This window comes from Lyticum sinuosum, from assembly GCF_034471385.1.
GTDB classification, from domain to species: Bacteria; Pseudomonadota; Alphaproteobacteria; order Rickettsiales; family Midichloriaceae; genus Lyticum; species Lyticum sinuosum.
Map to the genome: position 1 here is coordinate 58,439 of NZ_JARGYU010000001.1, position 23,530 is coordinate 81,968.

Annotated in this window: 22 protein-coding genes and 3 tRNA genes; 13 read left to right on the forward strand and 12 right to left on the reverse strand. The window is 23.2% G+C overall.

The annotated features are described in order from the left end of the window. Positions 1-104 precede the first annotated feature (104 nt). The 5 genes from Lyticum_RS00230 to Lyticum_RS00250 all read right to left on the reverse strand — a co-directional run bounded on the left by Lyticum_RS00230 (position 105) and on the right by Lyticum_RS00250 (position 8,408). Positions 105-2,411, reverse strand: a complete 2,307-nt coding sequence (locus Lyticum_RS00230) for a flagellar hook-basal body complex protein (protein WP_322498332.1) — start codon at positions 2,409-2,411, stop codon at positions 105-107. A 173-nt stretch (positions 2,412-2,584) separates the two neighbouring features. Further along, on the reverse strand, positions 2,585-4,837 hold the full coding sequence (locus Lyticum_RS00235) for an FtsK/SpoIIIE family DNA translocase (RefSeq protein ID WP_407659018.1): 2,253 nt from the start codon (positions 4,835-4,837) through the stop codon (positions 2,585-2,587). A gap of 71 nt (positions 4,838-4,908) precedes the next feature. Continuing rightward, a complete protein-coding gene (locus Lyticum_RS00240) occupies positions 4,909-6,105 on the reverse strand; it encodes a hypothetical protein (RefSeq protein WP_322498333.1) in 1,197 nt (398 codons plus the stop codon). A gap of 71 nt (positions 6,106-6,176) precedes the next feature. Continuing rightward, positions 6,177-7,070, reverse strand: a complete 894-nt coding sequence (locus Lyticum_RS00245; protein WP_407659019.1) for a bifunctional 5,10-methylenetetrahydrofolate dehydrogenase/5,10-methenyltetrahydrofolate cyclohydrolase — start codon at positions 7,068-7,070, stop codon at positions 6,177-6,179. A 132-nt stretch (positions 7,071-7,202) separates the two neighbouring features. Further along, the gene (locus Lyticum_RS00250) at positions 7,203-8,408 is read right to left on the reverse strand and encodes an NAD(P)/FAD-dependent oxidoreductase (protein ID WP_407659020.1); all 1,206 of its coding nucleotides are present in this window, start codon (positions 8,406-8,408) and stop codon (positions 7,203-7,205) included. A gap of 302 nt (positions 8,409-8,710) precedes the next feature. Between Lyticum_RS00250 and Lyticum_RS00255 the strand changes: the two genes are divergently transcribed. After that, on the forward strand, positions 8,711-9,085 hold the full coding sequence (locus Lyticum_RS00255) for a hypothetical protein (RefSeq protein WP_322498334.1): 375 nt from the start codon (positions 8,711-8,713) through the stop codon (positions 9,083-9,085). Between the two features lie 189 nt (positions 9,086-9,274). Here the strand turns inward: Lyticum_RS00255 and Lyticum_RS00260 are convergent, their stop codons facing one another. Beyond that, a complete protein-coding gene (locus tag Lyticum_RS00260) occupies positions 9,275-10,015 on the reverse strand; it encodes an outer membrane protein (RefSeq protein ID WP_322498335.1) in 741 nt (246 codons plus the stop codon). Positions 10,016-10,281: 266 nt separating this feature from the next. Then, positions 10,282-10,359, reverse strand: a tRNA-Val gene (locus tag Lyticum_RS00265). 137 nt (positions 10,360-10,496) lie between these two features. Here Lyticum_RS00265 and Lyticum_RS00270 point away from each other — a divergent pair. The 5 genes from Lyticum_RS00270 (at position 10,497) to Lyticum_RS00290 (ending at position 14,057) form a co-directional block, all read left to right on the forward strand. Further along, entirely contained in the window at positions 10,497-11,672 is a 1,176-nt protein-coding gene (locus Lyticum_RS00270; RefSeq protein ID WP_322498336.1) for a phage major capsid protein, read from the forward strand. 52 nt (positions 11,673-11,724) lie between these two features. Further along, entirely contained in the window at positions 11,725-12,339 is a 615-nt protein-coding gene (locus Lyticum_RS00275; protein WP_322498337.1) for a phage head-tail connector protein, read from the forward strand. 74 nt (positions 12,340-12,413) lie between these two features. Further along, entirely contained in the window at positions 12,414-12,890 is a 477-nt protein-coding gene (locus Lyticum_RS00280; RefSeq protein ID WP_322498338.1) for a hypothetical protein, read from the forward strand. Between the two features lie 41 nt (positions 12,891-12,931). Beyond that, a complete protein-coding gene (locus tag Lyticum_RS00285) occupies positions 12,932-13,522 on the forward strand; it encodes a hypothetical protein (RefSeq protein ID WP_322498339.1) in 591 nt (196 codons plus the stop codon). Positions 13,523-13,556: 34 nt separating this feature from the next. Further along, a complete protein-coding gene (locus Lyticum_RS00290) occupies positions 13,557-14,057 on the forward strand; it encodes a hypothetical protein (protein ID WP_322498340.1) in 501 nt (166 codons plus the stop codon). 82 nt (positions 14,058-14,139) lie between these two features. Here Lyticum_RS00290 and Lyticum_RS00295 read toward each other — a convergent pair whose 3' ends face one another. Next, a complete protein-coding gene (locus Lyticum_RS00295) occupies positions 14,140-14,949 on the reverse strand; it encodes a carbonic anhydrase (RefSeq protein ID WP_322498341.1) in 810 nt (269 codons plus the stop codon). Between the two features lie 27 nt (positions 14,950-14,976). After that, positions 14,977-15,053, reverse strand: a tRNA-Ile gene (locus tag Lyticum_RS00300). Positions 15,054-15,403: 350 nt separating this feature from the next. On the opposite strand from Lyticum_RS00300, the gene Lyticum_RS00305 reads away from it, so the two are divergent. Both Lyticum_RS00305 and Lyticum_RS00310 read left to right on the forward strand, forming a co-directional pair. Continuing rightward, positions 15,404-15,910, forward strand: a complete 507-nt coding sequence (locus tag Lyticum_RS00305) for a DNA polymerase III subunit chi (RefSeq protein ID WP_322498342.1) — start codon at positions 15,404-15,406, stop codon at positions 15,908-15,910. A 38-nt stretch (positions 15,911-15,948) separates the two neighbouring features. Further along, the gene (locus Lyticum_RS00310; RefSeq protein ID WP_322498343.1) at positions 15,949-16,773 is read left to right on the forward strand and encodes a hypothetical protein; all 825 of its coding nucleotides are present in this window, start codon (positions 15,949-15,951) and stop codon (positions 16,771-16,773) included. 59 nt (positions 16,774-16,832) lie between these two features. On the opposite strand, the gene Lyticum_RS00315 is transcribed toward Lyticum_RS00310, so the two are convergent. Beyond that, a complete protein-coding gene (locus Lyticum_RS00315; RefSeq protein WP_322498344.1) occupies positions 16,833-17,213 on the reverse strand; it encodes a DnaJ domain-containing protein in 381 nt (126 codons plus the stop codon). 238 nt (positions 17,214-17,451) lie between these two features. Between Lyticum_RS00315 and def the strand changes: the two genes are divergently transcribed. Continuing rightward, complete coding sequence (gene def / locus Lyticum_RS00320; protein ID WP_322498345.1) at positions 17,452-18,066, forward strand: peptide deformylase; 615 nt, start codon at positions 17,452-17,454, stop codon at positions 18,064-18,066. A gap of 120 nt (positions 18,067-18,186) precedes the next feature. Here def and Lyticum_RS00325 read toward each other — a convergent pair. Then, positions 18,187-18,260, reverse strand: a tRNA-Arg gene (locus tag Lyticum_RS00325). Positions 18,261-18,676: 416 nt separating this feature from the next. Here Lyticum_RS00325 and Lyticum_RS00330 point away from each other — a divergent pair. The 4 genes from Lyticum_RS00330 (at position 18,677) to Lyticum_RS00345 (ending at position 21,932) form a co-directional block, all read left to right on the forward strand. Continuing rightward, positions 18,677-19,540 (forward strand): DMT family transporter, encoded by an 864-nt coding sequence (locus Lyticum_RS00330; protein ID WP_322498346.1) that lies wholly within the window; start codon positions 18,677-18,679, stop codon positions 19,538-19,540. Positions 19,541-19,807: 267 nt separating this feature from the next. Continuing rightward, a complete protein-coding gene (locus Lyticum_RS00335; protein ID WP_322498347.1) occupies positions 19,808-20,677 on the forward strand; it encodes a hypothetical protein in 870 nt (289 codons plus the stop codon). Between the two features lie 105 nt (positions 20,678-20,782). Beyond that, complete coding sequence (locus Lyticum_RS00340) at positions 20,783-20,986, forward strand: hypothetical protein (protein WP_322498348.1); 204 nt, start codon at positions 20,783-20,785, stop codon at positions 20,984-20,986. A gap of 397 nt (positions 20,987-21,383) precedes the next feature. Further along, on the forward strand, positions 21,384-21,932 hold the full coding sequence (locus tag Lyticum_RS00345; RefSeq protein WP_322498349.1) for a hypothetical protein: 549 nt from the start codon (positions 21,384-21,386) through the stop codon (positions 21,930-21,932). A 508-nt stretch (positions 21,933-22,440) separates the two neighbouring features. Here the strand turns inward: Lyticum_RS00345 and recA are convergent. After that, on the reverse strand, positions 22,441-23,457 hold the full coding sequence (recA, locus tag Lyticum_RS00350; protein WP_322498641.1) for a recombinase RecA: 1,017 nt from the start codon (positions 23,455-23,457) through the stop codon (positions 22,441-22,443). Positions 23,458-23,530 lie beyond the last annotated feature (73 nt).

Consider the following 23,530-nt stretch of genomic DNA (forward strand, 5'->3'; position numbering starts at 1 on the left):
TTAATTTCAAATTTATATAAAGTAAGAAATACAATAACTTTTAAATTATTATTTTTTATTATTTTTTATTAATAATTTTATTTTATTTTAAAATTTTTATAAATTTATGCATTTGATAAAGCAATTATAACATCCATGAGACCAATTTGAGTCTTTGCCACAACTCCTATTCCTTGATGATATTGCGATGTAATTGCAATGTTTGTTAAATTATCAGATAAATTAACATTAGATCCTTCAATTCTTTGAGATAATATCTTGCCAGCACCTCCTTTCTCGCTCTCAATCATTGTTACTTTTCCAGATTCTACAGTTTCAGAAAATAAACCATTATCTAAAACACCCATTTTATTAACATTATTACAGATAGCTAATGGAACTTTATAAAGATTTAATTTTTCTCCATTATCATATATTCCTATTACTACTCCATCATCAATATTAATATCATTGAGTGTTGCACTTTTATATCCATTATTTTCCATGGCGCAACGCATGGTAGAACTTATACAATCAATGTTATTTTTTTCATAAAAAAATCTTATTGAGCTTTCTTCCGGAGATGCGCCATTTAAACCTCTCCACTTAATTTTTAACTCATCATTTAAAGAAGGCAAAACATTATCCCTACTACGTTGCATTCCTAATGATACTGAAGCAGTCCCACTTGTTTCAATTATAATACTCGAACTCTCAGGTGTTATTTTAAGCAAATATGAGTTATTATCTAAAGAATTTTGAACAATAGTTGATTTTAGATTGCTAAAATCAGCATTAATTTTATTAGATAATTCAGAAATATTAGTAAAATCAGTTCCTTGAACATAGTTTTTAGTAATATTACCAGCAGTAATATTAAAATTATCACCAGAACTTCCTATTTCTTCAAATGGTGTTGATATTTTTAGTGGATTACTATAACTAGAAATTGGAAAAGCTGAAATAGATACCAAATCTCCATCAGGACTAAAAGATAATTTTGATGCCTGGACTATTCCACTATAATTAGTACTATCATCTATATCTTGTGCATTACCATATACCTCCATTGCCCAATCGTATCCACTCAATCTAATAAATCCTGCATACATTATATGTTTTATACCTAAAGAGTCATAAATGACAAAATCAGATAATAAATCTGGTACCACATTAGGATTATTAGAAATGGCAGAAGATGGAACATAACAATCATAATTACTATCGATAGGTAAACATTCAACATTAGATGAAGATACTATACCTAAATCATATAATAAATTACCATTTACACTATTATCACACAAAGTTAATGAACAATTCTTCAAAGCAGAAACTACTACTTGTGATTTACTTGATGGATTATAGTTAACATCCAAACCATTTGCTTTCATTAATGATGCAAGCTCTTTAACTGAAGCAAAACGATAGTAATTTTGATTACTATAATTAGCATAATCAATAGTAGATTCTGGGGATAATCCTATAATTGATAATAAATTTTCATTTCCTACAAATTTCATGCTATTATTTGCATTATTAGGTGCTACTAATAAAGTTTTATTATTATTAGAGGTTATAATATCACTCCTCAATCCCAAAGATTTAAATTTATTTTGTAATTTAGTTAAAACTTGTTGATCATTATCCCCAGAACTAATTATTTCTGATGCAGTGATTTTTCCCAAGGATAATCCTTCAACTATAATATCAAATGATCCTGTTGGAGATGCTGTTGAAATACTAGAAGATGATCCATCTTTTGTTGTTTTACTTATTCCACCAAATAAAAATTTTAATGTTTCAGTTTTTGATATCCCATCTACTTCTTTTAAAGTATCTATATAAAATGAATTATGACTAAATGAATCTAAATTTAGTAGCTCAGATGAATCGGTATTATTTACATTTATTGTGAATGTTCCTCCAACACTTTCAGCTATACTATTATTTGATAGTTTAAAATTTGTTAATATACTATCAGTTGGTTTAGATTTTATATCATTATCAACCTTAATATCAGATAAAGTTCTTGTATATTTTTGAGTATCCTCATCATACTTCCATCCTTGAAGAAAATATCCTCCACTTTGAAGCTCCATTATTGAGTTTTTATTTAGTGGAAAATTTCCAGTAGGTGTATAAAATAATTCTCCAGATATATTTTTAACAGCAAACATTCCAGAACTATCTGTAACGGCTAATGCTGTTTGAGAATTATGTATTTCTATTGTACCAGAGTCAGATATACGAGCATTGGGTTGCTCATACACACCACCATATAAAGCTTCAGTACTAATTAAATATTTTTCTTTAAAACCTTTTGTATCTATATTTGATATATTTTGTGCACAAATACTTATTTTATCCTCCATATATTTCATACCAAGAAGTGATGCTGCCATACCAGAAGGTATATCATATGTTGACATATTTATTTTTAATTATTTTACTATTAAAATTATTTCAATATTAAGTATAGTTTTAATTAAACTTAATGTTATCAAATCAAAAAAATTAAAACATAAATTATTGATCTTGTATATCTCTTATATTATTATTTAGAGATAAAAATTTACAAAATGTATTATACCATATTAAATTACTAATTCTCATTAGTATTATTGATATAATTTGTCGATTTATCATTTAGATCCACATATACAGGGAATCCCTGTGTTTTTAAAAAATTTACAATTCTTTCTATATCATCATCATTTACAAATGGAGCATGTAATCTTTCTATTTGTCCACCAGGCATCATATATAACATATCCCCCATCCCTAATAATTGTTCTGCTCCTATATCTCCAATTATAGTTCTGCTATCTATTTTTGAGCTCACTTGAAAACTAATTCTTGTTGGAAAATTTGCTTTTATTACTCCAGTGATAACATCAACAGAAGGACGTTGTGTTGCCATTATAATATGAATACCAGCAGCTCTTGCCATTTGGGCAAGTCTTTGAAGATAAGTCTCTATTTCCTTTCCTGCTATAATCATTAAATCTGCCATTTCATCTATAATTATTACTATATATGGAAGTGGTATCACTTCAATATCTATAGATGAGAATTGTGGTTGTTTGGTTTGTTGATCAAATCCTGTTTGTATAATTTTAGTAATTTTTTTATCATTTGTTTTACTCATGATATCATTATATCCTACTATATTACGTACTCCTAAAATCGACATAATTCTATACCGTGATTCCATTTCTTTGATTGCCCAACTTAATATATCAATTGCTTTTTTAGGATCTGTTACTACTGGTGTTGCAAGATGCGGAATTCCATCATAAACAGATAATTCTAGCATTTTTGGATCAATTAGTATTAATCTGCAATCTTTAGGAGAATATTTATATAATAATGATATAATCATAGTATTTATAGCTACTGATTTTCCAGATCCTGTTGTTCCAGCAACTAATAAATGTGGCATTTTAGCTAAATCAGCTAATATCGGTTCACCACTAATAGATTTTCCAAGGATTAAAGGAAGTTTAAATTGTGTATTTTGATATGAATCATGATCTATCATTTCTCTTAGATGTATAAATTGCCTTTGTTCATTTGGTAGTTCAATACCTATAGCATTTTTCCCTGAAATTATTGCTACTCTGGCAGATTTAGAATGCATAGATCGAGCAATATCATCAGCTAAAGAAATAATACGTGAAGATTTTATCCCTGGAGCTGGTATAAATTCACATAATTTTATTACTGGACCAGTGTGAATATCTTTTATTAATCCTTTTATACCGAAATCTTTAAGAACCTGAGAAAGATTTTCAGAAATTTTAGAAATATCTTCTTTTATTATTTCTTTTGTGTTTATATTCTCTGATATTACTAATAAAGATACTGGTAGTGGTATATAATTTATTTCATCATTTTTTTTAGCAAAAAAATTATTATCTTGATTATAATTCTCATTTTTATCAGAAAATCGCTGAAATTCTTTATAATTTAAATTATATTTATTATTATCATTACTATCATTATTATAATGGTTTATTTCTTCTTTATATAATTTATCAGAAATATTAATATTATTAATAGTTTTAAAGCATAATTTATTTTCACTATTAGAATTTTGATCTAAGTCTTTATTAGTATACTCTTTTTCAAGATCTTTTTTTTCTTGTGAGAAAAAAGAAGGAAATACATATTTTTTATTAATTTTTGTATCTTCAATATCATTATCTAAGATAATATTATTATTTTTATATAAATTTCTAATTTTTTTAAGAAAAAAAATTAAATCATAATTAATAGAAGAAAAAAAACATATTAAACCAAATATATAAACACACATCTTGATAATAAATTTACTAAAAATGTGTATATTACAATTTTCTAATAAATATTTAAATATAGTGTTAAGATAATATCCTATAAAACCTCCAGCACCTATTACATATTGATTATTGTCGTATACTTCTATATCTGTTATGTCTTTAAGAATCATATCAGATAAATATAAACAAAGTATTAACAAAAATACTGTAAAAAAAAATATTTTTATGACAACAATTAATTTATTTTCATTTTTAGGGGATATATAGAGAATTATTGTTAAAAAATATATACTTATTGCTAATGAAGGAATAAAACCAAAACTAGTTAAAAAAAAAGCAGATAAATTTGCACCAGCCTTGCCAATAATGTTGTGATATTTATCAGATTCATAAGTATTTAGAAAACTTGGATCAAGTCCGTTGTAAGATAGAAATGAAATAATAAAAATAGCAAAAAAAACTAATATAAAAATTATTTTTATAGTAGAAAATATATTAAAATAATAATTTTTATTTCTATAATTTTGTTTTAAATTTATTTTTATTTTTTGCATCTATTCTCCCAATATACTATTTATTACAGAATTTAAATTATATAGTTCAGAATTTATTTCAAAATTATAAATTATTTTAAATAATTATAGTTATCTATATCTTTTTCAAGACTAATATCAATATTAAATGCCCTCATGTAATATGATTTAGAAATAGATAAAATATCATAAAAATCATCTTTTTTTATATTTTCTTTTTTAATAATATTTATAGTTTTTTTGGGTAAAAATTTATTCATATCGATAGTTTCATTAAATTTAAATGTTTTACAACTAAAGTTATTTATTTTTATATTAAAAAATAATTTAATTTTATTTATCAATAAAGAAATAATTTTATTATTTTTGAATTTACATTCATTTTCTATATTATTTTGATAATTATTAATATTATCTAAATTTTTATCATTTTCCTCTTCATAAATTTTTTTATTTTCGACTAATTTTGCTATTAAAGCATAAATCTGACCAAGATTGTAATAAATAATTGCTGCATTACGATGATAATTTGCATGACGTTTTTTTAAGTCAACAGTAGCTTCAGTTAAAATATCATATTGCATACTATTATGGTTTGGGTAACGATCTAAAATATCCCAATAGCTGTTTTTTTTTAAAGAAAAATCATTTATATCACATTCACAGAATTTCAAATATTCAGAAAATTTCTCGAATGGTCTTTGTGATAAGTCTTCATTTACATTATTAATATCTAAACATATTTGATATTTTTCAGCTTCTTTTTTTAAGTCTTGAATTGATTGAGTATAAATATTTATATTTTCTACATTTTTTTTTATAATAGATTCATTTATTAATTCATTATAACATTTTATTATTTTTAAATAACCAATTTGATTTTGATGATATTGTTGAATTGCATGACGATAAGAATTAATAGCATAAATATAATCTTTATTATAAAAATGATAATCACCTATTTTTATTTGCAAATATGTTTCTTCAAAATGAAAATAACTATGAAATTTCTCAGAAAGATTAGCTGCTGTTTCGATAACATCAATAATTTCATATAATTTACTATTATAATCATTAATATCATTATTAATATCTTGATTTATAATTATTTTTAAATATTCATTATTAAATATTAATTTATTTTCTTTACTATTAAAAATATTCACTAATAACTTAGCTGCATTGTTGATTAAATTATCAATATTTTTGTTATTATTAATAAATCTAGCATTATCAATAGATAATGAATCATTAATATTTGTTTTAATTAATAAAAAATTATATTCCATTTATAAAGTATATATTTAATAACTATAAAATTTCTTTATATTTTATTTAATAATAATACTCTTTCTTATACTTATAAATAATTATATAGATGTGCTTGCAAAGTATTATATAATAAATATGCAATTGTCATGGGGCCAACTCCACCAGGTACAGGGGTTATATAACTTGCTACCTTAGATGCATTATCATACTCTACATCTCCTATAATTTTATTATCATGAATTCTATTTATACCAACATCAATAACACATGCTCCTTGTTTTATCCAACTACCTTTAACAAATAAAGGCTTACCAATAGCACAAATTAGAATATCTGCTCTCAAGCATAATTCTTCTATATTTTTACTATAAGAATGAGCTATTGTAATAGTAGCATTTTCTGTTAATAAAATAATAGATGTAGGTTTACCAACTATATTTGATCTTCCTATAATAAGTGTGTTTTTACCAGATAAATCACCAATATAATGTTTTAATAATGTCATAATACCAGCAGCAGTACATGGAACAAATAATTTATTTAATGATAATATATTATCAGAATATTTATTGAAAAAGCCTGATTCTGCTACACTTAATTTTCCAATATTATATGGATGAAATCCATCAACATCTTTATCTGGTGATATACTTTCTATAATGAAATTTGAATTTATATGATTTGGTAATGGCATTTGAACTATTATACCATCTATTTCTACTTTTTTATTATAAGATTCAATTATTAATAGTAATTCTTTTTGAGTTGTATGATATGGAAGCTGGACAATATGACATTCTATTCCAATATCTTTTGCTTTTCTCATTTTATTATTAACATAAATCAAGCTAGCAGGATTATCACCAACTAGTATTACTGCAAGATTAGGAATAATTCCTTTTTTTTTAATTATTTCTTTAATTTTTACTAAAATATTGCCAGCAACTTCATTACCATTCATTATTATTGCTGAATTTATCATTTTCTATAGATAGTTTATAAATTTAAAATATAAAGATTAGTAATTGATATAATTAATAAAATTTAAACTAAAATGTTTAATTTATTATTATAATTTTATATCTGATTATCAAGATATATTATATAATTGAAGCTATATTTTAGATATAGCTTTAGGTATTCCTTTACTTGTAGAATATTCAAAATGAAGAGGTTTTTCTGGTTTAGCTATCGCATAAGCTGAATTACAAGCCAATGCAGCTTCAGCAAATCCCGTAAGAATAAGTTTTAATTTTCCAGGATAATAACATATATCTCCAATTGCAAATACTCCATGTAAGGAAGTCATCATTGTTGATGGATTCACACTTATATAACGATCAATCCATGAAAGACCACTTATCTGATGAATATCATTATTATCCATAGAAAGACCAAAAAATAATAAAAGATAATCAATATCTACTATTTTTTTTATTAATCCATCTAAACTTTCTATTTCTACTCCAGACATTTTTTCAATATTATTTGATGTAAAAGAATCACTTATAAGTGATTTTATTTGAAAAGGAGTGATAATTTCTATTTTATTATTTGCTGCTATACTATGTAATTTTTCAACACTATGAGGCATTGCCCTGAATTTAGCTCTACGATTGATTAATGTAACTTTATCAGCAATTTCAGATAATTTTATGGCCCAATCAACAGCAGAATCTCCACCTCCAGCTATCATTACCTTTTTATTTGAAAAGATTTCAATATTATCTACAGAATAAAAAATGTAATTATTTTCAAATTTAGATAAATTATTAAGAGGAGGTTTATTATGAGAAAACCGACCACCACCAGTAGCTATGATAATAGTTTTTGCATAAAAATTTATATTTTGAATATCATCTGTATTATCTGGATTAATTTTTGTATTTTCTGTATTTATATTATTAATTTCAGATATTTCAACAAATTTTTTATTTTTTTTATCATTTGATTTGAGTGAAGAAATTTTCCATAACTTATTATGATCTATATATTCCCACATATTAATTGTCACATTACAAATAATTTCAACTTTAAATGGAGAAAGTTGATTTAAAAGATTAGAAATCAATCCACTACCACTGATTTCTGGTATTCCAGGAATATCGTAAATAGGTTTATCAGGATATAAAGCAGAGCATTGTCCACCAGGTTGAGGAAGACTATCAATAATTACGCATTTTAAATTGAGCATAGAAGCCTGAAAAGCTGCAAATAAACCAGATGGACCTGCTCCTATTATAACAATATCATATATCTGATCATTATTATCAGATATATTTTTTTCCTTTATTAATGAAAAATCTTTTATATGTGACATATCAATATCTGTTTATACTTTATAAAAAAATAAGTTTGAGTATTTGAATAAAAAAATACTAAAAAATTGTTATTTAAATATAGATATTTATTTAATTTTAATCTTTATATAGTTGTTTTTCTATCAAAAAAATTATATACTTTAAAATGAGGATTTTCTAATTTAAATTAGAAAAACGAATATATAAGATAAAATTTTATTACTATTAAAAAATTTTAATAATATAGATAATATATATAGTAATAATCAAAAATAAAATATTAATACATTATATAATTAAACAAATTTCAAATAAAAATAATATGATAAAAAATTTAATAATAACTCTTGCTATTTCTTTAATGTTTACTGGTTGTTCTGATTCTTCTAAAGATGACGAAAATAACAATGAAGTAAAAACTGAAAAATCTCACGAAAATCAAGATATTAAAGATAAAAATACTTCATCTATTCAAGAGCACAAAGAAGAAAAATCTCACGAAAATCAAGATATTAAAGATAAAAATACTGTAGCAAAAACAAATCATAATAGCCATATTATGAGCGAAAATGAGAATCAAAATCAAGATGATTTAAAAAATCACGAAGAAAAAAATAATATAAAAACTCAAGAAATAAAAGAAGAAGAAAAATCTGATTCAAATAAAGAAGAAAATAATTCAAATGATCAAAAGTAATAATATAAAATAAAAATAATTCATTAAGAAATAATAATATATTTCTTATATTTTTTTTATATATAATTTCTTAAAAATCGTGAAGAATACTATTATTTATGAATGATATCTTATTAATTTAACAGTATTCTATTTATTTTGTAATTTATTTTGTATTTAAAGTTATTTTTTGTTAAAAATACAAAATCTTTAAAATATTAAAGCTACTGATGCTGAAACACTATGTTGTAAACTACTAGTTGCTTTAATTTCCATTTTTTCAGTATCTAGTTTTTTAACACTTTGATCCTGTCCATTGCTAATTGAGTATTCAACACTAGCCATTAATCTTTTTGTTAAATTAAGATTAAATCCAAATCCACCGCTATATGCAAGTTGATAACTTGTTCCAGAATCCAGAGTACCAACTAAAAATGGTATAGTAGTACCAGTAATATCTTTTACACCATCTGTCGGAGAAACATATTTAGCGCTTGATTGTCTAGCACCTATGCCAGCATGAATATATGGTGTGAAAAAACCTTCAGTATTTATATCATAATATCCATGCAACATACCAACAAAATTTTTTAGAGTCACCTCGCCAGGAGCATTTATTTTATCCTGAAATTGAAAATAAGAAAGCGATAATTCGGTTCTTATATCACTATCTGCATAATATCCTATAGCACCCCTAAAAATCTTATCATTGATACTTCCATAGTTAATAATATTATCATAATTTTTAGTTAACGTTGAATCGGAAGGTATAACTTCGATTTTAATATTAGGACTGATTACCAATCCACTACCTAATTTTACATAGAAACTACCAGGTTCAGCGGCATGAAGATAAGATGTGAAATTGTTTACGTTACAGAAACATAAACTAAATGCAACAAAAGCACAAGATTTCAGTAAAAGAAATTTTTTTGAAGAAAGATTTTTCATCTTTGAATCAGAATTTAATTAAAAATTTTAATAAAAAATAAAACTTAATAAACTTTAATAAACTTTAATAAAATATGAAAAAATATATAAACTATAAAAGAATTACATTAATAAATGATTTTATTATATAAATACTATTATTTTTTTATTAATACAAAAAGATAACTTATTTAGTATAATTAATCGAAAGATATTATTTATTAATAATTATTAATAATCAAAGTAAAGTTGTATTTTTTTAGAATTGTATTTTTTAAGATTAAAAGTGGTGGGCAATAGTGGGCTCGAACCACTGAACCTTTACGATGTCAACGTAATGCTCTAACCATCTGAGCTAATTGCCCGTATGAATCACACATTTAATCGTAAAACATTGTATATAAAAAAATACTTCTTTTGCAAGAAAAATATTAAAAATATGAAAATTATTTTTTTTATCAAAAAAAATTATATTTAAATTAACCAAATTCTTATCAAATTTATGACAATACTTAAAAAAAATTTTGAAAAAATTACAGAAACAACAAATAATCTTCGTTCTCTTGATGAAATTGAAAACAAAGATGCAGTTATTAAACAGCAAATTATTAATCTTAATAAAACTATAGATGAACAAAATCAAATTATTAAAAATTTTGAAAATTTATCAATAAAACAACAACGTCCACATAATAGTATGTATGGGACATCAATCAATTTAACTATTGAAAATCATTTTGATGACGAATATTCAAAAGCTTTCAATCGATATTTGAGACAAGGAATAGAACCAGAAGATCATAATCAATGTCAAAATATTAATTCTAGAGATTCTGGATATAAGATAACAAACTCAATGAATAATGAAATCATAAATGGTCTCAGATCAATGTCTGTAATGAGAAAAATATCAGATGTAGTAAGTATATCTCGCGAATCATATGATTTGGTAACATTACCAGAAAATATTAAAGCTGGATGGTCGATAGAAGAAATTGATCAAAGTCAAAATATTCCTATTAATAAAATACAAGTTCAAGTTCACGAATTATATGCTCAACCAAAAGCTACTCAACAAATGCTAGATGATTCTTCTATAGATATAGAAGGATGGTTTTCAAGAGAATTGATTGATGTTTTTAGTAATGCAGAAGAAAATGCCTTTATTAATGGAGATGGAAAAGGTAAACCAAATGGATTAATAAACAATCTCGATAAAATAAAAACATGTTATACAGATAATAATATAATATCAGTCGATGATGTAGCAAAGCTTTATTATTCATTAAATAGTAAATATAGTTATAATGCTAAGTTTATCATAGGCCATGATATGGCATATATTTTAAGAACTTTAAAAAATAATCAAGGTTCATACTTATGGCAACCATCTATGCAATTAGGGCAACCTGATACTATTTTAGGAAAAGAAGTTTTAGTATCTCAACATATGCCTCAAGTTAAATCAAATAATAACTCTAATAATTGTATTTCAGGGATTACAGCAGTATTTTTTGGTGATTTCTCACATGGTTATAAAATTATAGATCGTCAAGATATTAGAGTTCTACGAGATCCTTTTACACAAAAACCGTATGTGAAATTTTATACCACAAAGAGAGTTGGTGGTACAATTAATAATCCAGATGCAATTAGAGCATTGTGCATTAAAAAATAATTAAAATAATTTATTTAATAAATAAAACTTAAAATAATTTTAAGGAAAATTTATGACATATATTGAAAAAATTAGACCAGTTGATCCACCTTATAATCCGATTGATCTTCAATTTATTAAAAATTTTTTAAGAATAGATCATAATTATGATGACAAAATACTTGATAATTTAGCATGTGCTGCAGTTGAATATCTTGAGAATGAAATTAGTCAAGCCATAATAATACGTGATTGGAATATCACTTGTAGAAATATCAATGATAATTATATTCGTATTCCGATAGGGCCTGTTCAAACAATAAAATATATTAAATGTCGCAACTATAATTATATATTTTCTCAAAATGATATTGAAAAATCTAAAAAATATTTCACATTAGAAGGTAATGTTATTTATTTTCATTGTTTACCTAATTCATCATATTTAAGTATTATTTATACTGCTGGGGATATTTGTAAGAATAATATTACTAATGATGATAATACTATTCCCAATACAGTATATAATAATATTGATATTGATTACTTTATCAATGATAGAAATTTATTTTCTTCTCAAATTCAACACATATTACTAAATATGATAGCTAATATGTATGATGGTAAAAGTTGTGATGATATTTTAAAATCAGATTCTGTTTTTAAGATGAGAAATTACTTTTTATAATTTATTGAAAAATCTATAAGATTTATATTAATCTTTAAAAATTTTAATTATTTTTTATATATTAATTTAAAAATATGTCAAATAATGAACTTAAATTTAATTTCTTAAGATATAGTTGTGTTTTAAAAAATAGAGAATTTAATAAATATATTCCTAGATTAAATCATAAAATTTTATTCAATTCTGGTATATTTGAATCATATCATTCAGAATATTCAGATTCTCAAATCAATGATCAAAACTGTACTAAAACTATAGATAATTACATTAATACAGATGAAATAGTCTGGAAAGAAATAGGTAATTTTTGGGGAAAGATTATTGATTATGATAGTCATTTGAGCATTGCATATCATAGACTTAGTATGATCGATAGATTTGCGCTAATAATACGTTTTTCAGATGCTCAAAGAATTATGCAATTTCTACCCAATGTGACATGTAATCCAGATAAAAATCATATATTTTATATTTCTGATATAAAAATATTAGATAATATCAATGAAAATAATACAAATGGAAACTATGTAATAATCAATGCAAAAAGATAAATAATAAAAATATAAATAATAAAAAAAATATCATAAATCCTATGAAAAGTACTTTTAATAATAATATTAGTAATAATATTAATAATATAAATAATAATATAGAAAACATAAATAATATTAAAAATAATTCAAGTAATAATATAAAATATTCTAGTTTTCCAACTAGTATTGGTATGAATAAATTAGATATAAATTTAGATAATATATATTATTTTAGTTCTAGTATATTAATGGAAATTCTTAGAAAAAATACTAACTTACTAAATTTAGTTAATGGTATATATACTTATATACCACCAGATACAGATTATCCTTATATTAGAATTGAAGAACAAAAATTTTCTTCTCAAGGAGATCAAAATTTTATGATATGGAATAGTTTATGTGATATTGGGATTTATGATGAAGGAGTTAGTAATAAAAAAATATTACTTATAATTAATGAAATAAATTTAATATTAAAACAGTATACTTCTGAAATACGTAATAATAATAAATTTATATCCTATTTTTCACTTGGTAAAGAATTTTTGGAAACTCACTTAAATACCGAACAAAATGAAGATGGTTGTTATTGGTTAGCAAGCATGAAAATAAATATCTATGGATATACAAATAAAATAGATTATTAAATAATATTTAAATTTTGATATAAAATTAAAAATTATGATACAAGACTATAATTTAAATAAACAAAATACTATTAATAGATTTAATTTAAAAAAAATAGATCAAAAAAATAATATAATCACATTTGATAATAAGATTAATCTTAATGAATTAAATATGAATAATTTTTCTGATACTCTATCATCCGGATATTCTATTAAAGGATTAAATATAGAAAGTATTAATTCTAATAATAATCTTTATACTCAAAATATCATCGGATCACAGAGAGAAAAGATATATTCATCTATGGAAACACGAAGTACAAAAGTATTTTTAAAAGGTATCTTACATCATTTAGATGATGCAAAACTAATGCGTGATAGATTCTTTAATCAAAAAGATTCAATATATTGTATAAATATTAATGATTTTTTTATGATTTGTGGTCTATTTTTCATAACAACTTATAATATTTCTATAAATAATAATACACTGCCTATATTGAATATAGAGCTAAGAAGTAGTAGTTATATGATGTATATTGATCTTATTTAAGAATTTATATTTTTAAATCAATATTTTTTAAATATCAATATTCTATATAAAAAGTTAATAAAATTAGATAATATTTATTATTTTAACTATCTAATAGTATTGTATTTTCTATATCTGTATAAGTATTAGTTTTTTCATTAAAAATAAGAATACTTTGTTCTTTGAGATTAAATTGCCAAATATTAATTTTGAGTTTTTTTGCATCAGCTTTTTCTTTAATCCATGGAAATGACATTAAACATTTAGCTGAATGAAGCATTGCTTTTTGGCTAATATAATTAATTAAATTTTCATATGTCATATTATTAAGATTTTTCTTAACCTCATCTTTTAGGTCATCAATTATTTCTAACCACTTAGTTATAAACTTAGAATTACCTAACAAACAGTATTTTTCTTCGTTTGCATAACTAATATCATTTTTATTAGTATCTTTAAGATAATTAAAATTATCAGAATAATTTATTCTTCTATCTATTATACTATTAATATTCTCTTCATTATAATTATAACCACATCTTATAGACTTAATAACTTGGTCAACAAAATATTTTATTCCTCCGCAATTACTGTGACCAAATATAATTATATGTTCTACTTCAAGATGAGATATAGCAAATTCTAGAGCTGCACTTGTTCCATGATAAGTTGTATTATTTTCACATGGAGGTACAAGGTTTGCAACATTCCGTATTACAAACATATCACCTGGCGTACAATTCATAATATATGAAGGATCTACTCTAGAATCTGAACAAGATATAAGCAAAAACTTTGGTTTTTGGCCCTTTTCAACTAATTCTTTAAAGAATTTTATATCATTTTGATTAAGGGATGATTTAAATTTTTTGTACCCTTCAATCAGATAATTTAAACTTTTATGCCCGGTCAAATTTTATCTATTAATTTAATAATAAGATGGTGGGTCCGGGAGGAGTTGAACCTCCGACCTCACGCTTATCAGGCGTGCGCTCTAACCACCTGAGCTACGAACCCTCATCAAATTACATTCTATATATTTTTGTAAAAAAAGCAATAGTATATTTTTAATATTGATATATTTCTGATAAATTAAAAATAATATAAACTATATTAAATAATATAATCAATCGTAAATTTAACAAAAGTTATTATAAACATTAAAATAATTACAAAATTAATTATAAAATTGTTTAATTTACTAATTATAAATTAAAATATTATTATTTATATATTAATGTATTAGTATACTAAAATAATATCAATATATAAAAATCAACAATATAATAAAAATTTATTTAGTTATTAATAATATTCGAATATAATAATATATTAAATAATCAATTAAAATAAATATTGAAAAATTTATGTCAGAGTTGATAACTCATGAGTTAACAATTTGCCTTTTTTCGCATGAAAATCATATAATGAGCACAATAAAAATAATTGAGAAAGTAATAAATATTCCTAAAAAGCTTGTTTGGTTTATTCAAAAAGACGATATAATTAAGGAAATGGATGATAAATTATGGACATATTCTCAGTTATCTTTTTTACCACATGCTATTGATCTTGATCCATTTCATGAACAACAACCAATTATAATAACTAATAATCCTAGTAAATTTTCTAAATCACATCAGATACTTTTAATAACAGAATGTTGGTTAAATTCATATAACCAACTATTATGGCAAGATTTTATGATAGAATATGAAAAAATTATAATAATATTACTTGATTCTTCTAAAATTTCAGCTAAAAAAAAATTAGATAATTTATTTAGTGAATATAATAATAAAGTAAATAAAATATTATTAACATATTTTGATAATAATCAAAATAAATGGAATAAAGAAACTATTTCTGGATAAAATTAAATCTTTTAGTTTAATATTAAATCAAATAATTTATGTTATTTTTTCTCACAAATTTACGAATAATAAATATTTTTTTATTATTTATTGTTCTATATTTTATTGAATATCAGTATATTAATTTTAAAACAGAAAAAATTTTTGCTGATGATTCTTTAAAAAATTTTAATATATATAATTCTAATATAATCAAACCTAATGCTGATACTGATAATAATCCAGCAATTGTGACTACAAATAAAAATTTTAATTCTTTAAATAATAACAATAGTTCTACAACTAATAATTCTAGTAACCAAAATAATGAAATAAATACTAATTTTATCAAACAAGAATATGATACATCTCCAGGCGCTCCTGATATAGAAATTCAAAAAAAAGCTCATAATTTAATAGCACAATTTTCAGCTGTGTTAAATAGAAGGAAACAAGATATGATTAAAGCTTTTATTAATTTTTATTTTGATAAAGATGCAAAGTTTATAAAAAAAACATCATTATATGATTCATATACTCCAAACAAAATTATAGTGGAAGAAAATATAGCTTTAAATAAAGATGAATATGAAAAGTATATTGCAACAACTATAACAGCTCCGTTAAAATATGCTATTTCAAGTAAAGTAGAGAACATTAAAATAATCAATAGATTTATGTTTATGGCAACAGTAAAATTTAAAGAAATTACTATTAGTAGTGTAAAAAATAATAATATTACTGAAAATATTAATGATAAAACAAAAAATAGTGATAATAAAATGAAAACAATATTTGATACAAGATGTAATATAGTTTTACGCCAAAGTGCTACTATGGTGATAAATGGAATGAATTGTATAGAAAAAATTATAATTTATTAATAAATTTATATTTATTAATTCTATGAAATAAGATAGATAATTAAATTAGTTTTATATAACTAATTATTCTTTTGTTTATTAATTAATATGTCCCTAGCTTCTATAATTTTTGAAGCTATATATTTACTACCACCCTTATCTGGGTGATTACTTAGCATTAGCTTACGAAATGCTTGATTTACTTCATCTTGAGATGCATTTTTTTCTATACCAAGAATAAGAAGAGCCTCTTCTTTGCTCATTGACTTTGGTTTGTTTTTATTATACTCATGGTTAATTTTTATAGAATGATGTATTTTTTTTATAGAATCTTTAAGATTTTTTATTGTAGATTCAGCTGTTTCAAATAATCTATCTATTGGATTTTCTTCTTTTCCAATTTGTTTTTTAGAAGATTTATATATTATATAAGCAACAGTAGCTAGAACAAATATGTACATTCAGTTTTTCTTTATTAATAAAAAGAGAAAAATATATCTTGATAAAATAATAACATTTTGCAATAAAAAAACAACATCTTTAAATTACTTATATTGTAATCCAATAGCAGAGTTAATTTACTAATAAATTAATATAATATATAATATTTTATATTAGTTAATAGAATAAATATATCATTTATTAAGTAATATAACTAAAAGTTGTGATTAATTTTATATAAAAAATCAATTTATTAATATGTCATATCAATACAATAATACATTACTAAAAAATGCAAAATCTTTACCATTAATATGTATTCCTAACAGACTATTATATGATAGTTCTTTACCCATTAGTGAAGTTAATGACGAAGTAAGAAATGTAATGTTAAATATGCTGTACACTATGTATTTAAACTCTGGAATAGGATTAACTGCAGTACAAGTTGGAATAATGAAAAAAATTATTGTTATAGATATTGATAGAAAAAATGTTCCAAGTGAGATATTAAATACATCAGATGAAAAAGAAGGTAGACCTATAGTTCACGGTGGGCATCCTATCTTTATGGCAAATGCTGAGATTTTAGAAACGAATAATGAAAATCAAGTATTTTATGAAGGATGTTTATCAATTCCTGAAGTTGGAGCTCATATTGAGAGACCAAGTTGTGTTAAAGTAAAATATTTGGATTATTCCAATAATTGGAGAGATGAGTGGTTTGGACCTGGTTTAATCTCATCATGTATACAACATGAAATTGATCACTCTAACGGTATTCTTTTTTGGGATCATTTAAGTATAATTAAAAGAGAACAATTAGAAAATAAATCTATAAGGTCTATAAAATTAAAAAATAAAAAAATATAAATAAAAATAAATATTTTAATTTTTATCTAATTAAAATTAATAAGATTTAATATAAAGTATTATTTTACTAAATAAGATTCTTGAGTAATAAAACACATAAAAAAACAAGTCTGTGCAATGCGCGCCCGAAAGGATTCGAACCCATGACCTTTAGATCCGTAGTCTAACGCTCTATCCAACTGAGCTACGGGCGCAAGGCATTTTTAATTACAGTAGATAATAAAATCTGTAAATTAATCAATAAAACTCATATCGTTAAGAATGATATGAATAGATAAGGAATATTATAAAATAACATACCTTTTCTGATTTTATCAGGATTTCTTCTTAAATCAAGATTTATTTTGTATATACAGTATAAATACATTATAGAAAAACATTATTTAGAAATTATTTCTGTAATAAATTTTATTGAGATTTTATTAAGAAATATTCATAATAAATAGTATTTAGATTAAAAAATAGTTTATTAAAGATATAATTTATATTATATTAAATAATTACACATTAAATATATAATAGTATAAAATTATTATTTACAATATAATCTTATAACTATAATTAGTATCTATTTATAAAAATTAATATAAATCATTAGTAATGAATTAATATGAATAATATTGGTGAAATTTTTGCAATTATATCGGGACTTTTATATGCATCTATAGGTTATTTTGCAGTTCATCTAATAAAACTTGGTATTGATCCTTTAGCATTAACATTCTGGAGATTTTCATTATCTGCCTTAATACTAATGATATTTATAAAATATATTGCAGAAAATAAATTAATAGTAAGAAAACAACTATTTAATATGTTAACAAAAGATTCCTTACTTTATTGTGGATCCTCTTTTTTATATTTTTATGCGCTTGAATATATTGGTAGTGGTTTATGTATGGTTATATTTTTCATATATCCAGTTTTTGTTAGTATTATAAATTATATTTTCTATGGAAAAAAAATTTCACGGAGATATTGGTATTGCTTATCTATAATTATAATTGGTATCTTTTTTCTAGTAGATTTACATGAAATAAAAATGGATATAACAGGAATAGTGCTATCAATTCTATCTTCTATTCTATATGCATTATATTGTATAAACTCTACTAAAACCACATCAATACCAATTTCAGCAACTTTAATAGTTTGCATAGGATCTGCGTTATTTTCATTATTATTAATATTTTCTCAGCAGAAATCAATATTTCTGCCAGAAAACAATATTACAGAAGCTTTATTATATATCTCAGGATTATCACTATTCGGAACAGTTTTGCCAATATTACTCTTACTTAAAAGTTTTAAATTAATAAGTGTTGAACGGGCATCTTTGTTATCAGTTTCTGAACCAATTTTTGGAGTGATAATAGGATTCTTTTTTTTAGGAGAAAATCTAACATCATCAAATATTATAGGAATTATTTTAATAATATCAGCCGCAACTATTATAATTAAATTCAAAGAATAATTAAAATAGAATAATTCTTATATAAAATTCTTAAATGTATACAAAGTTTACTATAAAAAATAATTGATTATATTTATATATAGTTTAATTTTTATTCAAAAATCTGTAATATCTTATCTAAAAGATAAAAAAATAATAAAATATTAAAATATGCTTGACAAATATTATTATATTATGTAAATTTCCACGTAATATGTTTATATATTTATAAACATCATTGCTATAATAAAATAAATATAATAATCAAAATAATTTTTAATACTTATAATGAATAATAATAATTTAGAGGATCAATTTAGTCGGGATCAATCTAGTGAGGATCAATTTAGTCAGGATCAATCTATTCAGAATCAATTTCGTCAGAATCAGAGTTCAATACGCCCTCAAGGAAATATAATACGCACTCAACGAAATAATTATAGAATACGTCCTCAACAAGATGATGATAGTTGTGAAGAGATTCCTATTAGAAAAGAAAACAAATTTATTTCATATTGCAAAGGAAAATATTCAGAGATTCAAAGAAATGTTTTATATAAATTTTTATTTTCTTCTAAAAAAACCCATACATACAACCCTTTATTGAAAGTTTATAGTGATGATGAATTTAATAAAGATTATGTTAACAAAACATCATATAAGCAATTTTTTAGAGATACTATTGATAATTATGTTAATATTTACTTCAATAAATTTAAAGAAACAGTAACTCCAGGTGGTATTTGGGATTATGCTAAAAATATTGGTGTAACTCATATTGCTGTTGCAGCTACTTTATTAATTGGAATTAAAGGAGTTATTTGTTGTACACTTATTTATTTTTCATTCACATTTATTAAAAATGTTCTTGATAAAGATAATCATCATGTAAATAGAGAAAATAAATATAAGCAAGCATTAAAGTACTCAACATTATCTACTGTTAGAATATCTTTAGCTGTACTATCAACATTTCACAGTGTACTTATTGATAAATGTGTGTTTATTTCTAAAATAGTTGTATCTGCAATATGTTTTGATGCACAAAATAGTACAGATAGAAGAATTTCAGAATCATTTGATAAATTTAATCGTTTAGGAATTGGAATGTTTCTTTCTAGTACACAAAGTACACAAAATAGACAAAATGAAATATAATAAGTATATATAAATATTATAAAACTATTATATCATTGATTTTTACAAAGACTTATACTACAATTTGACTGTTATAATTTTAAAATTAAATCTCATTATTAAGTTATGAGCAAAAAAAATAAAAATGATATCAGTCAAAGATCTGCCAAGATTAAATATTTTTTAGGAAAAGAAGAAGTAGAGCCTGCTATGCTTTTTGCACAAGGAAAAAAAATTATGATAGCTCAAGATCAGAGTGGAAAACCAATTCTTGACTCTAATGGAAATATGATACCTTTTAGTCAAGCAAAAACAGAACCGCTATCATAATAGCATAAATATATAAGATTTTTATTTTATATTAATTATAGATATTATACAAATTCCTATAAACTGATCAATTAATACCCTATAAAAACTTTTATATACTGTTGCTTAAATTGGTAGATAAATATTTTTTATATCTTTATTGTTATCGCTATTATATATATTTATATAATATAAAGTCATTTTATTCTGAAAAACTTGAATATTTTTATCTAATTATAGTTTAGATATATAAGAAGCTTTTTTAATATATCTACTATATTATTATATCATAATCATAATGATATTAAATGTTAATATTTTTTATATTTTATTTAAATATAGAAATATTTTTATACTTTTTTATATAAAATTAGTATATTATTTGAATAATACTTAAAACCTTTAAAAATTAATTATTATGATAGAGTTAGTAGAAATTTTTTTTATCTTTTCTATTTTATTTGCTATATTTATTTTTCTTGTTTTTGTTATTAAAATAAAATCTTTACATGACAAAAAATCACTAGAAAAAAAAATTAATTCTATAAAATCAACATCTCCATATAGCTCAAATAATACTTCTTTTACTTATAAAAAACCAAAAAAACCAAACCAAAGAGATAAGAATGCTGAAATTCAAGTAGCAAGAGAAACTGTTATGAAGAATAAGAATGTCAAGATAGAACAGATAAATGATATGGATTTATCAGAACTTGAGCATTATAATTCTCAAGAAACTGGACAATTAGCATCAGAAGAGCAGTTACTTCAAGGTCAAGATCAAGAAAAAATTATTGGATTTGCAGAACCTCAAGGAAAATGGACAAGACTTATTATGGGAAAAAATATTTTTATGTTAATGGCTAAAGCAGCTAGTATTAATCGTGGTTCAGGATTTTGGCAAACATTCATTTTGCTAAAAAATCATCAAAAAAGTCAAGGCAAAGAACAAAACCGTGGTATATAATAAAAATATATAAAAATTAATATTTTAATAGTATTAATCGTGGTTCAGGATTTTGGCAAACATTCATTTTGCTAAAAAATCACCAAAAAAGTCAAGGCAAAGAACAAAACCGTGGTATATAATAAAAATATATAAAAATTAATATTTTAATAGTATTAATCGTGGTTCGGGATTTTGGCAAACATTCATTTTGCTAAAAAATCACCAAAAAAGTCAAGGTAAAGAACAAAACCGTGGTATATAATAAAAATTAATATTTTAATAGTATTAATCGTGGTTCGGGATTTTGGCAAACATTCATTTTGCTAAAGAATCACCAAAAAAGTCAAGGCAAAGAACAAAACCGTGATATATAATAAAAATATATAAAAATTAATATTTTAATAGTATTAATCGTGGTTCAGGATTTTGGCAAACATTCATTTTGCTAAAAAATCACCAAAAAAGTCAAGGCAAAGAACAAAACCGTGATATATAATAAAAATATATAAAAATTAATATTTTAATTTTAATCTTGGTTTTCTTCAATTATTACTAAATTATGAGGATTATCTTTAATTTTTTTAATTATATCCATCATAACTAGAGGATTTTCTTTCAGATATTTTTTTGCATTTTCCCTTCCTTGTCCTATTTTATTTTCTTCATATGAGAACCAAGATCCTGATTTTTCTATAATACCTGTTTTGACACCTAAGTCTATTATTTCTCCAGTTTTTGAAATTCCTTCTCCATACATTATATCGAAATCAACAACTTTAAATGGAGGAGCAACTTTATTTTTCACAACTTTAATCCTAGTTTGACTACCTATAGAATTTTCTTTCTCTTTAATTGTTCCAATGCGTCTTACATCAATTCTAATTGATGAATAAAATTTTAAAGCATTACCACCAGTTGTTGTTTCAGGATTACCAAACATTACACCTATTTTCATTCTTATTTGATTGATAAAAATTAAAATACAATTACTTTTAGAAATTGTAGCTGTAAGTTTACGTAATGCTTGGCTCATAAGACGGGCTTGTAATCCCATATGAGAATCACCCATATCGCCTTCTATCTCTGCTTTTGGTACTAATGCTGCAACACTATCAACAACAACTAATCCAACAGAACCTGAACGTATCATAGTATCTGCAATTTCTAATGCTTGTTCACCATTATCAGGTTGTGATACTAAAAGACTATTGATATCTACGCCTAATTTTTCTGCATATGATGGATCTAGCGCATGTTCTGCATCAATAAATATGCAATTTTCTCCAGCTTTTTGAGCTTCAGCAATTGCATGTAGAGCTATAGTAGTCTTTCCAGAACTTTCTGGACCATAAATTTCTATTATTCTTCCTTTTGGAAAACCATTTACTCCTAAGGCTAAATCCAATCCTAAAGACCCTGTTGATATTGAATTTATCTCCATAATTTGGCTATCTCCTAATCTCATAACAGATCCTATACCAAAAGATTTAGTGATCATACTTATGGCATTCTCAAGAGCTTTATCTTTACTAGAATTCATTATAATATATTTATATAAGTTAAAATTAGTTTCATCGATGAACTGCTAAAGTTCAATGATTGTAAAAATTAAATTA

Bases quoted from the DNA above. Each gene is read 5' to 3' on its own strand.
- Lyticum_RS00230 (WP_322498332.1), bottom strand. From the start codon at position 2,411: ATGTCAACATATGATATACCTTCTGGTATGGCAGCATCACTTCTTGGT.
- Lyticum_RS00235 (WP_407659018.1), bottom strand. From the start codon at position 4,837: ATGCAAAAAATAAAAATAAATTTAAAACAAAATTATAGAAATAAAAAT.
- Lyticum_RS00240 (WP_322498333.1), bottom strand. From the start codon at position 6,105: ATGGAATATAATTTTTTATTAATTAAAACAAATATTAATGATTCATTA.
- Lyticum_RS00245 (WP_407659019.1), bottom strand. From the start codon at position 7,070: ATGATAAATTCAGCAATAATAATGAATGGTAATGAAGTTGCTGGCAAT.
- Lyticum_RS00250 (WP_407659020.1), bottom strand. From the start codon at position 8,408: ATGTCACATATAAAAGATTTTTCATTAATAAAGGAAAAAAATATATCT.
- Lyticum_RS00255 (WP_322498334.1), top strand. From the start codon at position 8,711: ATGATAAAAAATTTAATAATAACTCTTGCTATTTCTTTAATGTTTACT.
- Lyticum_RS00260 (WP_322498335.1), bottom strand. From the start codon at position 10,015: ATGAAAAATCTTTCTTCAAAAAAATTTCTTTTACTGAAATCTTGTGCT.
- Lyticum_RS00270 (WP_322498336.1), top strand. From the start codon at position 10,497: ATGACAATACTTAAAAAAAATTTTGAAAAAATTACAGAAACAACAAAT.
- Lyticum_RS00275 (WP_322498337.1), top strand. From the start codon at position 11,725: ATGACATATATTGAAAAAATTAGACCAGTTGATCCACCTTATAATCCG.
- Lyticum_RS00280 (WP_322498338.1), top strand. From the start codon at position 12,414: ATGTCAAATAATGAACTTAAATTTAATTTCTTAAGATATAGTTGTGTT.
- Lyticum_RS00285 (WP_322498339.1), top strand. From the start codon at position 12,932: ATGAAAAGTACTTTTAATAATAATATTAGTAATAATATTAATAATATA.
- Lyticum_RS00290 (WP_322498340.1), top strand. From the start codon at position 13,557: ATGATACAAGACTATAATTTAAATAAACAAAATACTATTAATAGATTT.
- Lyticum_RS00305 (WP_322498342.1), top strand. From the start codon at position 15,404: ATGTCAGAGTTGATAACTCATGAGTTAACAATTTGCCTTTTTTCGCAT.
- Lyticum_RS00310 (WP_322498343.1), top strand. From the start codon at position 15,949: ATGTTATTTTTTCTCACAAATTTACGAATAATAAATATTTTTTTATTA.
- Lyticum_RS00315 (WP_322498344.1), bottom strand. From the start codon at position 17,213: ATGTACATATTTGTTCTAGCTACTGTTGCTTATATAATATATAAATCT.
- def (WP_322498345.1), top strand. From the start codon at position 17,452: ATGTCATATCAATACAATAATACATTACTAAAAAATGCAAAATCTTTA.
- Lyticum_RS00330 (WP_322498346.1), top strand. From the start codon at position 18,677: ATGAATAATATTGGTGAAATTTTTGCAATTATATCGGGACTTTTATAT.
- Lyticum_RS00335 (WP_322498347.1), top strand. From the start codon at position 19,808: ATGAATAATAATAATTTAGAGGATCAATTTAGTCGGGATCAATCTAGT.
- Lyticum_RS00340 (WP_322498348.1), top strand. From the start codon at position 20,783: ATGAGCAAAAAAAATAAAAATGATATCAGTCAAAGATCTGCCAAGATT.
- Lyticum_RS00345 (WP_322498349.1), top strand. From the start codon at position 21,384: ATGATAGAGTTAGTAGAAATTTTTTTTATCTTTTCTATTTTATTTGCT.